The sequence below is a fragment of the Streptococcus infantis genome (assembly GCF_047465525.1).
In the GTDB taxonomy this organism is placed as follows: Bacteria; Bacillota; Bacilli; order Lactobacillales; family Streptococcaceae; genus Streptococcus; species Streptococcus infantis_R.
Genome location: NZ_JASGZS010000005.1, coordinates 15,738 through 30,592 on the forward strand (window position 1 = coordinate 15,738; position 14,855 = coordinate 30,592).

The 14,855-nt window shown below is 41.4% G+C and carries 9 protein-coding genes; 7 read left to right on the forward strand and 2 right to left on the reverse strand.

The window, feature by feature from the left end:
- Positions 1-65 precede the first annotated feature (65 nt).
- Positions 66-1,514: an APC family permease gene (locus QM374_RS02495; protein ID WP_414310768.1), complete on the reverse strand. Its 1,449-nt coding sequence runs from the start codon at positions 1,512-1,514 to the stop codon at positions 66-68.
- Between the two features lie 420 nt (positions 1,515-1,934).
- Positions 1,935-4,022 (reverse strand): GH92 family glycosyl hydrolase, encoded by a 2,088-nt coding sequence (locus QM374_RS02500; RefSeq protein ID WP_414310769.1) that lies wholly within the window; start codon positions 4,020-4,022, stop codon positions 1,935-1,937.
- 172 nt (positions 4,023-4,194) lie between these two features.
- Here QM374_RS02500 and QM374_RS02505 point away from each other — a divergent pair, with 172 nt between their 5' ends.
- From QM374_RS02505 to QM374_RS02535, 7 genes are all read left to right on the forward strand, one after another.
- Positions 4,195-5,475 (forward strand): glycoside hydrolase family 125 protein, encoded by a 1,281-nt coding sequence (locus QM374_RS02505; RefSeq protein WP_414310770.1) that lies wholly within the window; start codon positions 4,195-4,197, stop codon positions 5,473-5,475.
- 76 nt (positions 5,476-5,551) lie between these two features.
- A complete protein-coding gene (locus QM374_RS02510) occupies positions 5,552-8,197 on the forward strand; it encodes an alpha-mannosidase (RefSeq protein ID WP_414310771.1) in 2,646 nt (881 codons plus the stop codon).
- 84 nt (positions 8,198-8,281) lie between these two features.
- The gene (locus QM374_RS02515) at positions 8,282-9,151 is read left to right on the forward strand and encodes an ROK family protein (protein ID WP_414310772.1); all 870 of its coding nucleotides are present in this window, start codon (positions 8,282-8,284) and stop codon (positions 9,149-9,151) included.
- Positions 9,145-11,025: a beta-N-acetylhexosaminidase gene (locus tag QM374_RS02520; protein WP_414310773.1), complete on the forward strand. Its 1,881-nt coding sequence runs from the start codon at positions 9,145-9,147 to the stop codon at positions 11,023-11,025. Before QM374_RS02515 ends, QM374_RS02520 begins: the two co-directional genes overlap by 7 nt.
- A gap of 206 nt (positions 11,026-11,231) precedes the next feature.
- On the forward strand, positions 11,232-12,161 hold the full coding sequence (locus QM374_RS02525) for an ABC transporter permease (RefSeq protein WP_001032156.1): 930 nt from the start codon (positions 11,232-11,234) through the stop codon (positions 12,159-12,161).
- 13 nt (positions 12,162-12,174) lie between these two features.
- Positions 12,175-13,095 (forward strand): carbohydrate ABC transporter permease, encoded by a 921-nt coding sequence (locus QM374_RS02530; RefSeq protein ID WP_006149055.1) that lies wholly within the window; start codon positions 12,175-12,177, stop codon positions 13,093-13,095.
- Positions 13,096-13,204: 109 nt separating this feature from the next.
- Positions 13,205-14,689, forward strand: a complete 1,485-nt coding sequence (locus QM374_RS02535) for an ABC transporter substrate-binding protein (protein WP_414310774.1) — start codon at positions 13,205-13,207, stop codon at positions 14,687-14,689.
- Positions 14,690-14,855 lie beyond the last annotated feature (166 nt).

Genomic DNA, 14,855 nt, shown 5'->3' on the forward strand with positions numbered 1-14,855 from the left:
GATTTTTGCTGATAAAATTCTTGCAAGCAGAGATAAAAGCGATTTTATCTAGCTAGTAGTAGAATTTATTTGATTTGTTTCTTTTGTTCTTTTTTGGCAAGTACTGGTAGAATAACTCCTAAACCAATCAGAATAATTGGTGTCAAGATATTTGTAAGCAAAGAGAATTGCCAAGCAGTTGGATTCTCAGCATAGCTAATTTTTGGAACCATACCAAGGATACAAGCAAAGGCAGTGAAGAGGAAACACCAAGTACCGATAACAAAACCAAGTTTAGGATTGTTCACAAACTTGTATTCGGCATTTTTGTATGTTTTCCAAGCACGGTTGAGCATCATATAGGCAAGGAATACCCAGAGATAACGCATTGGCATTACGATAGAGTTGAGGTTGGTCATCCATTTTACAAGTCCGTCAATTTCCTGAATACCAAAAATTGGAAGGATGATGATAAGGCTAACGAGGACGCCTGTAAGGAGGTAGCCGTTAATGAGGACACCTTTTTCAGTACGTTTACGAAGCCAGCTTGGGATGTAGTTTTCATCAGCGTTATTGAGAAGGATTTGCAATGGTGCGTCAATAGAGAAGGCAAGTGCCGCTATTTGTCCGACCATATTTGTAAGAGCGTAAATCACGACAAATAGGTTTCCAACTCCCCAAGAATTTCCTAACATTTGGAAGGCTTGATAAGCACCATTACGCATGAGGTCTTCAGGGATATTATTACCATCAAATAGCATTCCCATGGCAACTGAACCAAGGATAGCAGAGAGTCCTACCATGATTGCCATGACAATCATGCCTTTTGGAAATTCTTTTGCAGGATTGCGAGTTTGATTCACATAAGGAGAAATTTTTTCACAACCACCAACTGCAAAGACCAGTAGTGAGATGGTTGTAAAATAAGAAAAATCAAAGTTTGGAATGTAAGTGCTCAGTTGATCCATGTGTGGTGTCGCAAACTGGATGTCTGGTTTGATGAAAGGCAGACCGACAGCCAAAAGCACAAAGAGTAAAGACATAATCAACATGGCACTTCCTGCCAAGCTACCTATGACTTTCAGTGTTGTCAATCCTTTTGTAGAAAGGTAGAGGAAAAGTCCAAAGATTAGTAAACAAAGAATAACAATCCAGTGGATGTCAATCTGTTTTAGAAATTGTCCGTTACCCTGCAAGGCCCATCCAAGCGGAATAAGGATTCCTTGAGGCTTTTGTGCGAGGTAAGGAATGTGAACAACCCAGTAGGTCCAAGCAGCGAAGTAGGCTAGACGTTTGGTTGATGTTTTTTCGACCCATTCACTAACACCGCTTCCGCTTTCCTTAAAGGTAGAACCTAGTTGTCCGACGATGAGAGAGTAAGGGATAAAATAGAGTGCGAGGATTAAAACCCAAGATACGACGACTGAAATCCCCTGTTGAGAATAGTTGTTGACGACGTTTCCGAGCCCCCAAACCATGTTGAAAGCAATCAGAGAAACCATCAGCCAATTAAGTTGGTGTTGATCTTTTTTCATAATGTCTCCTTTTCTGATAATTTCAGTATATCATGTTTTTTTGAAAGCGCCTAACAAAATTCGAAATTTCCTATAAAAAATGTAGGCGGATTTATCAGATGGAGTTTGTACTTGAGTAAAAGTTATACACAATCTGTGGATAACTTTGTGAAATAAAAAATTGTTTTCCAAATGTTAGTTTAGAAAAAAGAGATAGAATGTGTGAGTTGGGTACTAAGCTAGTCAGTTATAAAGACTGATAGAACAGGATATTACGGTGTTTAACATTAGAATGTCAAAAAAATGGTTGAGAGAAATCGTTTGGAAGTACATGAAATTGATTTGAAAGTTGATTGAAAGTTATGCACAATCTGTGGATAACTTTGTGGAAGATTTACTATAAATCAGAAAATCCCCTTGTACATGACAAAGGGTTTTGAACTATGAGTGATTTGGTAACCAGCTGAGGGTAAAGTTGAGGGTTTGGGCGTTTAGCAAATCCTGGTGACCAATACTCTGAACTTCTTTTCCGTCAAGATGACAGTTTTTTACAAAGTGGAAGTGTTCATGATTTTGCTGAGTACGAACATCCAACCACTGATTTTTTTCTGCAAGATAAACACGAAGGTGGTCAAAGAGTGGAATTCCAAGGTCATAACTTGCTTTTCCTGGGCAGGTTGGGTAAAGTCCAAGGGCAGACCAGACATACCAGGCAGATAGACTACCGTTATCCTCATCTCCTGGATAAGCATTCCAGCCAGCTCGAAAGGCTTTTTGACGGAGAGTCTTGATTAAGAGACTGGTGTATTGAGGATAATTGCTATAGCGGAAGAGATAAGGGATGTGAAAGCTTGGTTGGTTTGAAATGGCTAGTTGACCAAATGGTGCTGTTGCCATTTCGCTCATCTCGTGAATTTCATATCCATAGCCTGTCGTTTCAAAGAGAGGGAGACTTTGACAAGCTTTTAAAAGATAGTTACTAAAGGCTTCTTTTCCACCCATTAGTTGGCTAAGTCCAGAAATGTCATGTAAGACACCTAGACTGGCTTGAATAGCTGAACATTCGGCGTAATCTCGCCCCCAACTATATGGAGAAAAGTCAGGACGGAAGTTGCCATCTACATCACGCGCCCTCATGTAACCCGTCTCAGAGTCAAATAGGTTTTGATAATTCTTAGCATATTGAGCATAGGTTTGAGCTAGATTTTCTTGACCTAATTTTGCTGCGCAGGTAGAGATGCAAAAATCACTGTAAGCATAGTCCAGTGTATGACTGACACTTTCGTGGTGGTCTGTGGATAAATAGCCCAGTTCTTGGTATTGGCTTAGGCCGTGTCGCCCGTTGATAGCTTTTGGATCTACCTTAGTAGCAGTTTCAATCATGGCTTTGAGAAATTCTTCTTCAAACTCAGGTGCCATGTTTTTGCAGGCGCTATCTGCTAGTACGCCATCAATCAAAGTGCCAGGCATCATTCCTCTTTCATCAGGGGCAAGCCACTTAGGGAGATATCCAGTATCTCGATAGCTATTGAGGAAGCCTTCGAGAAACTGACGATAGTGCTCTGGAATAATCAAGGCAAAGAGTGGGAATGAAGTGCGGAAGGTATCCCAGAAACCATTATTGGTAAAGAGAAGACCTGGTTTAATTGTTCCTGAAGCGAGGTCTATATGAATCTCTTCTCCCTGTTCACTCACCTCATAAAAGGTTTGCGGGAAGAGAAAGAGTCTGTATAGACAATGATCAAAAAATGTTCGGTCTACAGAGCCGGTTTCCACGACATCAAATCGGCCTAGAAGATCTTCCCAACTTTTTTTGGCGTCTGCTCTTGTTTCTGTAAAATCCTGTTTAGGAAGATTAAAGAAAGCTTGTTCTTTGGAAATAAATGAAGTGGCCAATTGAATCTGAGCTTCCGCTCCAGCCAAATCAATACGCCAGTCTTGCCCCTCTTGATTGATAGATAGAATATCCGTAGAGAATGTGAGGGCAGTGTACATGACGAGAGGACTTTTATTAGTTTCGGTTTCACCTTCTTGTCTCAGGGCCAGAGTTCGCTTATCGACTTGTTCAACTGTCAGTTCATCTGCTGCGTGAAGATAGAGGGAGAGGGCTTTTCCTTGTGTTTGTCTTAGTTGAATAGAAGCTCCATGGCAAGTAGGACTTAGCTGCGTTTCAATCTGATAACGCTCAGAAAAAATCTTTAGAAAATGAGGATTGAAAATAGCACGTTCAAGATTATAAGAAGACTGACGATGGAAGAGAGAGTCACCTCTGATTTCTCCTGTAACAGGTGTCAGTAGCAACCAAGAATAATCGCCAATCCAAGGACTAGGCTGATGGGTTAGTCGAATACCCTGAAAGATAGGAAGGTGAGGATCAAAAAACCATGATCCTTCTTGATCACTGGTTTGGGGGACAAAGTAATTCATGCCAAAAGGAACACCTGTGTAGGGTAGGGTGTTTCCTCGTGAAAATGCATGTTTACTGGCTGTTCCAAAACGCGTATCAATGGTTTCAAGTATCGGTTTCATAGTGGTTTCCTTCAGTAGTTTTCTACATTATATCAGAAAAAGGATACTTTTAGAAAATGACTTCAAAATATAACAATTTTGTAGAATAATGACTAACATTTGTGTATATATTTTCTGGACTAAAAGCTATATACTGAAAATGAAAATTTGTTTGAAAGAGGCAAAATAGTTTATGGTTTATTCAAAAGAAATTGTCAGAGAGTGGCTAGATGAGGTAGCGGAGCGTGCTAAAGATCATCCTGAGTGGGTTGATGTCTTTGAACGTTGCTATACAGACACCTTGGACAATACAGTTGAGATCTTAGAAGACGGCTCAACTTTTGTACTGACTGGAGATATCCCAGCTATGTGGCTTCGGGACTCGACTGCTCAGCTGAGACCTTACCTTCATGTGGCAAAAAGAGATCCTCTCTTGCGTCAGACCATTGCAGGTCTGGTCAAACGTCAGATGACTTTGATTCTCAAAGATCCCTATGCCAACTCTTTCAATATTGAGGAGAACTGGAAAGGCCACCACGAGACAGACCATACAGACTTGAATGGCTGGATTTGGGAGCGTAAGTATGAAGTGGATTCGCTTTGCTACCCTTTGCAGTTGGCTTATCTTCTCTGGAAAGAAACTGGTGAGACTAGCCAATTTGATGAAACCTTTGTCACAGCGACCAAGGAAATCCTTCATCTTTGGACGGTGGAACAAGATCATAAGAACTCGCCTTATCGCTTCGTCCGTGATACTGATCGTAAGGAAGATACCTTGGTAAATGACGGTTTTGGGCCAGACTTTGCCGTGACTGGGATGACTTGGTCAGCCTTTCGTCCAAGTGACGACTGTTGTCAGTATAGCTACTTAATCCCGTCAAATATGTTTGCAGTAGTTGTCTTGGGCTATGTGCAAGAAATCTTTGCAGAATTGAATCTAGCCGATAGTGAGAGAATCATTGCAGATGCCAAACGCCTCCAAACTGAGATTCAAGAAGGGATCGAAAACTACGCCTACACCACTAACAGCAAGGGTGAAAAGATTTATGCCTTTGAGGTAGATGGTTTAGGAAATGCTAGTATCATGGACGATCCTAACGTGCCAAGTTTGTTAGCTGTTCCATATCTTGGTTATTGTGATGTCAATGATGAAGTGTATCAAGCCACTCGTCGCACTATTCTGAGCCCTGAAAATCCATACTTCTACCAAGGAGAGTACGCAAGTGGACTCGGAAGTTCACATACCTTCTACCGCTATATCTGGCCGATTGCTCTATCTATCCAAGGCTTAACTGCTACAGATAAAGCTGAGAAAAAATTCTTGCTAGATCAACTAGTTGCCTGCGATGGAGGTACAGGCGTTATGCACGAAAGCTTCCACGTAGACGATCCGACACTTTACTCACGCGAATGGTTCTCATGGGCCAACATGATGTTCTGCGAATTAGTCTTGGATTACCTAGATATTCGCTAATGAGCTTTTGCTCGACAGATTCTTGTAAAGAATCACAAATATATTTTTAAATTTAAGTTAGAATGAGGTTTTACTCATGGAAAATGTTGTTGTACATATCATCTCTCACAGTCACTGGGATCGTGAGTGGTATCTACCTTTTGAAAGTCACCGTATGCAATTGGTGGAACTTTTTGACAATCTGTTTGATCTCTTTGAAAATGACCCTGAATTCAAAAGTTTCCACTTGGATGGCCAAACCATCGTCCTTGATGACTATTTAGAAATTCGCCCTGAAAACCGTGACAAGGTGCAACGTTATATTGACGAGGGCAAGCTTAAGATTGGTCCCTTTTATATCTTGCAGGATGATTATTTGATCTCCAGTGAAGCCAATGTCCGCAATACCTTGATTGGTCAGGCTGAATGCGCTAAATGGGGCAAATCTACGCAGATTGGCTACTTCCCAGATACCTTTGGAAATATGGGGCAAGCTCCTCAAATCCTTCAAAAATCAGGTATTCACGTAGCAGCCTTTGGCCGTGGTGTGAAGCCAATCGGATTTGATAACCAAGTCCTTGAAGATGAACAGTTTACCTCTCAATTTTCTGAGATGTACTGGCAAGGGGCTGATGGTAGCCGTGTACTCGGTATTCTTTTTGCTAACTGGTACAGTAACGGGAATGAAATTCCAGTGGATAAAGACGAGGCTTTGACTTTCTGGAAACAAAAATTGGCAGACGTACGTGACTATGCTTCTACTAACCAATGGTTGATGATGAACGGATGTGACCACCAACCAGTTCAACGAAACTTGAGTGAAGCTATTCGTGTGGCAAACGAACTTTTCCCAGACGTGACCTTTATTCACAGCTCCTTTGATGAATACGTTCAAGCAGTGGAAAGCGCACTTCCTGAACACCTATCAACAGTTACAGGTGAGTTGACTAGCCAGGAAACGGATGGTTGGTACACCCTTGCCAATACCTCTTCTTCACGTGTTTATCTCAAACAAGCCTTCCAAGAAAACAGCAATTTGCTGGAGCAAGTAGTAGAACCTTTGACCATCATCACTGGTGGACATAACCACAAGGATCAATTGACCTATGCTTGGAAAGTACTCTTGCAAAATGCACCACACGATAGTATCTGTGGATGCAGTATTGATGAAGTTCACCGTGAAATGGAAACTCGCTTTGCAAAGGTTAATCAAGTCGGGAATTTTGTTAAGAGTAACCTTCTCAATGAGTGGAAACATAAAATAGCAACTCAGGAAGCGCAAAGTGATCACCTCTTTACCGTCGTCAACACAGCCTTACATGACAAGGTTGATACAGTCAGTGTTGTGGTGGATGTTGTCACTTGTGATTTCAAAGAATTGCATCCAACAGAAGGCTACAAGAAGATGGCAGCTGTGACCTTGCCAGAATATCATGTTGAAGATTTGGATGGTCATGTCCTTGAAGCCAAGATTGAAGACTTGGGAGCGAGTTTTGGCTATACTTTGCCTAAGGATAAATTCCGTCAGCCTTATATCGCTCGTCAAGTGCGCGTGACAATCCCAGTTCACCTTGCTCCGCTTTCTTGGGCAAGCTTCCAATTGGTCGAAGGTCAAGTAGAATACCGTGATGGTATTTACCAAAATGGAGTCATTGATACACCATTCGTAACTGTGAGTGTAGATGAAGGAATCACAGTCTATGACAAGACTACAAACGAAGCTTACGAAGATTTCATCCAATTCGAGGACCGTGGAGATATTGGTAACGAGTACATTTACTTCCAGCCGAAAGGAACTGAGCCAATCTACGCTCAACTGAAAGGTTATGAAGTTCTAGAAAACAATGCTCGCTATGCTAAGGTCTTGCTCAAACACGACTTGACTATTCCAGTTAGCGCAGATGAAAAATTGGATGCTGAGCAAAGAGGCATCATCGAGTTCATGAAACGAGATGCAGGTCGTTCAGAAGAATTGACAACTATTCCTCTTGAAACTGAGATGACTGTCTTTGTAGATAGTCCACAACTTCGCTTCAAGACTCGACTTACAAATACTGCTAAAGACCACCGCATCCGTCTCTTGGTCAAAACTCACAACACACGTCCAAGCAATGATTCTGAAAGCATTTATGAAGTTGTGACAAGACCAAATAAACCGGCAGCTTCTTGGGAAAATCCTGAAAATCCACAACACCAACAAGCTTTTGTCAGCTTGTATGATGATGTTAAAGGAGTTACCGTATCCAATAAAGGATTGCACGAATACGAAATCCTTGGAGACGACACAATAGCTGTAACACTTCTTCGTGCTTCAGGTGAACTCGGTGACTGGGGCTACTTCCCAACACCAGAAGCACAATGCTTGCGCGATATCGAAGTTGAGTTTGCAGTAGAATGCCATCAAGCAGGGGAACGCTTCTCGGCCTTCCGTCGTGCTAAAGCCTTCCAGGTGCCATTTACAGCTCTTCAAGTTGCAAAACAAGAAGGTAGTGTTGCAGCAACAGGTAGTCTCTTCAACCATCCAGCACTGAACTTGCCACAAGTTTGTCCAACAGCCTTTAAGGTAGCTGAAAATGAAGAAGGTTATGTCCTTCGTTACTACAACATGAGCCAAGAAAATGTTCGTGTGTCTGACAAACAACAAACCATTCTTGACTTGCTAGAACGCCCATATCCAGTTCACTCAGGACTATTGGCACCGCAAGAAATTCGTACAGAATTGATTAAAAAAGAAGAAATTTAATTTCAAAAAGAAAACATAAACAGAAAGGAGGAGCGAAAAAGTAAGAACCAATTGCTAATTCGCTCCTTTTTACAGGTGAAAGAAATGACACTTGCAACCATTGATATTGGAGGGACTGGAATTAAGTTTGCCAGTCTAACTCCTGATGGAAAGATTTTAGATAAGGCGAGCACACCAACTCCAGAGACTCTGGAAGAGTTGCTAGCTTGGTTGGACCAACGTTTGTCAGAGCAAGACTATCGTGGGATTGCTATGAGTGTGCCAGGTGCAGTTAATCAAGAAACAGGAGTGATTGAGGGGATTAGCGCCATTCCTTACATCCATGGTTTTTCATGGTATGAGGCCCTTGCTCATTATAAGCTACCTGTCCATCTAGAAAATGATGCCAACTGCGTTGGACTGAGTGAATTACTAGCTCATCCTGAGATTGAAAATGCAGCCTGTGTCGTGATTGGTACAGGAATCGGTGGGGCTATGATCATCAATGGCAAGCTACACCGTGGTCGTCATGGTTTGGGTGGTGAGTTTGGCTACATGACAACCATCGAACCAGCAGAAAAACTCAACAACTGGTCGCAACTCGCTTCTACAGGAAACATGGTTCGTTATGTGATTGAAAAATCAGGTCAGTCTGACTGGGATGGGCGTAGGATTTACCAAGAGGCTGCGGCAGGAAATGCCCTCTGCCAAGAAGCTATTGAGCGTATGAATCGCAACCTAGCTCAAGGCCTGCTCAATATCCAGTACCTAATCGACCCAGATGTCATTAGCCTAGGTGGCTCTATCAGTCAGAACCCTGATTTTATTAAGGGTGTGCAAAAAGCAGTAGACTCCTTTGTGGAAAGATATGAAGAATATACAATTGCTCCAGTTATTCAAGCCTGCACCTATCACGCAGATGCCAATCTCTACGGTGCCCTTGTCAACTGGTTACAGGAGGAAAACCAATGGTAATTTTTACAGGACTTAGTTCCAAACAAGCGCAAGCTATCGAAGTATTAAAAAGTCACATTTCTCTATCAGATGTAGAGGTGGCAGTCGCTCAATCTGACCAAGCTTCTATCTCTATCAAGGGTGAGAAGGGGCAGTATCAACTGATCTACCGTAAACCTCATCAACTCTACCGTGCTTTATCTGTGCTAGCAACAGCTTTAGCAGAAGGGGACAAGGTAGAGATTGAAGAGCAGGCGGCCTATGAAGATTTAGCCTATATGGCGGACTGTTCGCGCAATGCCGTGCTCAATGTCGCATCTGCCAAACAGATGATTGAAGTCTTGGCTCTCATGGGTTATTCAACCTTTGAGCTCTATATGGAAGACACCTATCAGATTGAGGGGCAACCTTACTTTGGTTATTTCCGTGGAGCATACTCAGCTGAAGAGTTACAGGAAATTGAAGCATACGCCCAGCAGTTTGACATGACCTTTGTCCCATGCATCCAGACCTTGGCCCACTTGTCAGCCTTTGTCAAATGGGGCGTCAAAGAAGTGCAAGAACTCCGCGATGTAGAGGATATTCTCCTCATCGGTGAAGAAAAAGTCTACGATCTGATTGACGGTATGTTTGCTACTTTGTCTAAACTACAAACTCGCAAGGTCAATATCGGGATGGACGAAGCTCACTTGGTTGGTTTGGGACGCTATCTCATCTTAAACGGTGTTGTGGACCGTAGCCTCCTCATGTGTCAACATTTGGAGCGCGTGCTGGATATTGCAGACAAGTATGGTTTCCACTGCCAGATGTGGAGCGATATGTTCTTCAAGCTCATGTCAGCAGATGGCCAGTACGACCGTGAGGTGGAAATTCCAGAAGAAACTCGTGTTTACCTTGACCGTCTCAAAGACCGTGTGACCTTGGTTTACTGGGATTATTACCAAGATAGCAAGGAAAAATACAACCGAAACTTCCGTAATCACCACAAGATTAGCCAAGATATCGCCTTTGCAGGTGGTGCTTGGAAATGGATTGGCTTTACACCTCATAACCATTTCAGCCGTCTCATCGCTGTGGAAGCCAATAAAGCCTGCCGTGCCAATCAGATCAAAGAAGTCATTGTGACTGGTTGGGGAGATAATGGTGGTGAAACAGCTCAGTTCTCTATTCTACCAAGCTTGCAAATCTGGGCGGAGCTCAGCTACCGCAATGATTTAGAGCGTCTATCTGCCCACTTCAAGACCAATACAGGTCTATCCGTTGAGGACTTCATGCAGCTGGATCTAGCCAACCTATTGCCAGACCTACCAGGTAATATACATGGTATCAACCCCAACCGCTATGTCTTTTACCAGGATGTTCTCTGCCCAATCCTTGACAAACACATGACTCCTGAACAGGACAAACCTCACTTTGCCCAAGCAGCTGAGACTCTTGCTGCTATCAAAGAAAGAGCAGGCATTTACGCTTATCTTTTCGAAACTCAGGCCCAGTTGAACCAGATTTTAAGCAGTAAAGTAGATGTGGGCCGACGCATTCGTCAAGCCTATCAAGCAGGTGATAAAGAGAGCTTGCAACAAATCGCTAGAGGAGAATTGCCAAAACTCAGAAGCCAGATTGAACACTTCCATGCTCTCTTTAGTCAACAATGGCTAAAAGAGAACAAGGTCTTTGGCTTGGATACAGTGGACATCCGTATGGGTGGACTCTTGCAGCGGATCAAGCGAGCAGAAAGTCGTATTGAGGCTTATCTTGCTGGTCAAATTGACCGCATCGAAGAACTAGAAGTAGACATCTTGCCATTTAATGATTTCTACGGAGATAAGGACTTCGCAGCAACGACAGCCAACCAGTGGCACACCATTGCGACAGCTTCGACCATTTATACGACCTAGAGAAACTCTATTCAGGAAGAAAGTTTCTCGTGAAACACACTTCTTATTATAAAAAAAGTTCTCCACATAAAATAATTTGTGGAGTTTTTTCTATAATTAGTAGTTTAAACTATCCTTAAAATAAGAGTATACTATTTTTGTAAACGTTATCAAGTCTAAAAATTGTGAGATTATCAAGTTTTAGAAAAATAAAAAGGGAGGAAATTATGAACAAGTTTTCAAAAACTTTGAGAGATAATTGGATATTTCTCTTAATGGTTTTACCAGGGACACTTTGGTTGATCTTATTCTTCTACATCCCAGTATTTGGAAATGTGGTTGCCTTCAAAGACTACCATATGACTGGTGAAGGATTCGTCCACAGTATTATAAATAGTAAATGGGTTGGACTAGATAACTTCAGATTCTTATTTAGTTCAAAAGATGCCTTTGTCATCACTCGAAACACTGTCCTTTACAACCTTGGATTCATCTTTATTGGTTTGATTGTATCGGTTGGGATTGCCATTATCCTTAGTGAACTTCGCTCTAAGCAAATGGTTAAAATCTACCAAACTTCTATGTTATTCCCGTACTTCCTATCTTGGGTTATCATCAGTTTCTTTACAGATGCTTTCCTAAATATCGATAAAGGGCTTATCAATCACACCTTAGAAGCTCTCGGAATGAAAGGGATTAACTTCTACGCAGACATCAGTATCTGGCCTTACCTCCTCCTTTTCCTAGGTATCTGGAAAGGCTTCGGATACAGTAGTGTGATGTACTACGCTACAATCATGGGTATTGACCCAACTTATTACGAAGCAGCGACAGTGGACGGTGCTAGCAAATGGCAACGTATTCGCAACGTAACCATCCCTCAGTTGACACCACTTGTGACAGTATTGACCATCCTTGCAGTCGGAAACATCTTCCGTGCAGACTTCGGTCTCTTCTATCAAATCCCTCACAACGCTGGTCAGCTCTATAGCGTAACAAACGTATTGGACGTCTATGTCTTTAATGGTTTGACACAGACAGCAGACATCGGTATGGCTTCAGCAGCTGGTCTCTATCAGTCAGTCGTCGGTTTGATTCTGGTTATCCTATCAAACTTACTTGCAAGACGTGTTGATCCTAACTCAGCACTATTCTAGAAAGGAGGAGCATATGGCAAAAAAAATTCAAAAAGAAAAAATTGATAATGTTGGCATACACTCCTTCAGCAAGAAAGCAGATATCTTCTTTAGTATCATTTCTGGTTTGCTGGCCTTCTCTTGTATCTTGCCTTTCATCTTTGTCATCATTATCTCAGTTACAGATGAGAAGAGTATCGTTCAATATGGATATAGCTTCTTCCCATCACAGTTTGGATTAGATGGTTTTGAGTTTTTGGCTCAGTTCAAAGATAAGATTTTACAAGCACTCTTTATCTCAGTGTTTGTGACAGTTGTTGGTACATTGACAAACGTCTTTATCACGACAACTTATGCCTATGCCATCTCGCGTTCAACATTTAAGTATCGTAAATTCTTTACAATCTTCGCTCTTCTTAGTATGTTGTTCAACGCTGGTTTGGTACCAGGCTATATCGTGGTAACTCAATTGCTTCACTTAGGAGATACTATTTGGGCCTTGATTGTTCCGATGCTTCTATCACCATTCAACATCATGTTGATGCGTTCCTTCTTCAAGAAAACCATCCCAGAAGCAATCCTCGAATCAGCTCGTATCGATGGAGCTAGTGAAGCTCGTATCTTCTTCCAAATCTGTTTGCCACTGTCATTACCAGGTATCGCAACGATCACACTATTGACAGCGCTTGGATTCTGGAATGACTGGTTTAACGCCCTTCTTTATATCAAGAGTGATAACTTGTATCCATTGCAATATTTGCTCATGCAAATTCAAAACAACATGGATTACATTGCTAAGTCAGTTGGTATGTCAGGACAACTTGCGGTTGCCCTACCAAAAGAAACAGGTCGTATGGCCATGGTCGTAGTTGCGACTGTTCCGATTGCGATCCTCTACCCATTCTTCCAACGTTACTTTGTAAAAGGTTTGACTATCGGTGGTGTTAAAGAGTAAGGAAGTCTAAGAAACAATGTTTCTTCTCTAACTCTGATTTTTCTGACAAAGGAAAATCAACAATCTAATTTTGTTAATAACTTTAAAAATAAAAAAAGGAGTTTTTATAATGAAAAACTGGAAAAAATATGCTTTTGCATCTGCTAGCCTTGTCGCTTTAGCTGCTAGCCTTGCTGCTTGTGGAAACCTTAAAGGTAACAACCAAAAAGCTGCTGACTCAGCTTCAGGTGACAAAACTGTTATCAAAATGTACCAAATCGGTGATAAACCAGATAACTTGGATGAGTTGCTAGAAAATGCAAACAAAATCATCGGAGAAAAAGTTGGTGCCAAATTGGATATCCAATATCTTGGATGGGGTGACTATGATAAAAAAATGTCAGTTATCACATCATCTGGTGAAAACTATGATATCGCCTTTGCATCTAACTATGTTGTAAATGCTCAAAAAGGTGCCTATGCAGACTTGACTGATTTGTATAAGAAAGAAGGGGCAGACCTTTACAAAGCACTTGACCCAGCTTACATCAAAGGTAACAGCATTAACGGTAAAATTTACGCAGTTCCAGTTGCAGCCAACGTTGCATCTTCACAAAACTTTGCCTTCAACGGCCCACTTCTTGAAAAATATGGAATCGATATCTCAGGTGTAACTTCATACGAAACACTTGAACCAGTATTGAAACAAATCAAAGAAAAAGCTCCAGACGTAATGCCATTTGCTGTTGGTAAAAACTTTATCCCATCAGAAAACTTTGACTACCCAGTTGCAAACGGACTTCCATTCGTCATCGACCTTGAAGGCGACACTACTAAGATCGTAAACCGTTACGAAGTTCCTCGTTTCGTAGAACACTTGAAGACTCTTCACAAATTCTATGAAGCAGGATACATTCCAAAAGACGTAGCAACAAGCGAAACTTCATATGACCTTACTCAAGATACTTGGTTTGTTCGCGAAGAAACAGTAGGACCAGCTGACTACGGTAGCAGCTTGCTTTCTCGTGTTGCTAACAGAGACATCCAAATCAAACCATTTACTAACTTCATCAAGAAAAACCAAACAACACAAGTTGCTAACTTTGTAATTTCAAATAACTCTAAGAACAAAGAAAAAGCAATGGAAGTGTTGAACCTCTTGAACACTAATGCAGAACTCTTGAACGGACTTGTTTATGGACCAGAAGGCAAGAACTGGGAAAAAGTAGCAGGTAAAGAAAACCGTGTTAAAGTCCTTGATGGATACAAAGGAAACACTCACATGTCAGGATGGAACACTGGTAACAACTGGATCCTTTACATCAACGAAAACGTTACAGATGAGCAAATTGCACAATCTAAGAAAGACTTGGAAACTGCAAAAGAATCTCCAGCGCTTGGATTCATCTTTAACACTGATAACGTGAAATCTGAAATCTCAGCTATCACTAACACTATGCAACAATTCGATACAGCTATCAACACTGGTACTGTAGACCCAGAAAAAGCTATTCCAGAATTGATGGAAAAACTTAAATCTGAAGGTGCTTACCAAAAAGTATTGGATGAAATGCAAAAACAATACGACGAATTCTTGAAAAGCAAAAAATCATAAGAATAATTGATTTCGTGTATTCATTCCTAAAAATTGCAATCACTGCCTTGTCTGGTGCTTTCCAGATAAGGTGGTGATTCTTTTTATAATAAATGCATATTCTGTGTTTTTGTTTAGAGATTTGTTCTAACATTTAACATTGGTTATAGACATATGAAAAAATACC

What these genes read in the sequence shown, in the direction of transcription:
- QM374_RS02495 (WP_414310768.1), bottom strand. Translation starts at nt 1,514, where the DNA reads ATGAAAAAAGATCAACACCAACTTAATTGGCTGATGGTTTCTCTGATT.
- QM374_RS02500 (WP_414310769.1), bottom strand. Translation starts at nt 4,022, where the DNA reads ATGAAACCGATACTTGAAACCATTGATACGCGTTTTGGAACAGCCAGT.
- QM374_RS02505 (WP_414310770.1), top strand. Translation starts at nt 4,195, where the DNA reads ATGGTTTATTCAAAAGAAATTGTCAGAGAGTGGCTAGATGAGGTAGCG.
- QM374_RS02510 (WP_414310771.1), top strand. Translation starts at nt 5,552, where the DNA reads ATGGAAAATGTTGTTGTACATATCATCTCTCACAGTCACTGGGATCGT.
- QM374_RS02515 (WP_414310772.1), top strand. Translation starts at nt 8,282, where the DNA reads ATGACACTTGCAACCATTGATATTGGAGGGACTGGAATTAAGTTTGCC.
- QM374_RS02520 (WP_414310773.1), top strand. Translation starts at nt 9,145, where the DNA reads ATGGTAATTTTTACAGGACTTAGTTCCAAACAAGCGCAAGCTATCGAA.
- QM374_RS02525 (WP_001032156.1), top strand. Translation starts at nt 11,232, where the DNA reads ATGAACAAGTTTTCAAAAACTTTGAGAGATAATTGGATATTTCTCTTA.
- QM374_RS02530 (WP_006149055.1), top strand. Translation starts at nt 12,175, where the DNA reads ATGGCAAAAAAAATTCAAAAAGAAAAAATTGATAATGTTGGCATACAC.
- QM374_RS02535 (WP_414310774.1), top strand. Translation starts at nt 13,205, where the DNA reads ATGAAAAACTGGAAAAAATATGCTTTTGCATCTGCTAGCCTTGTCGCT.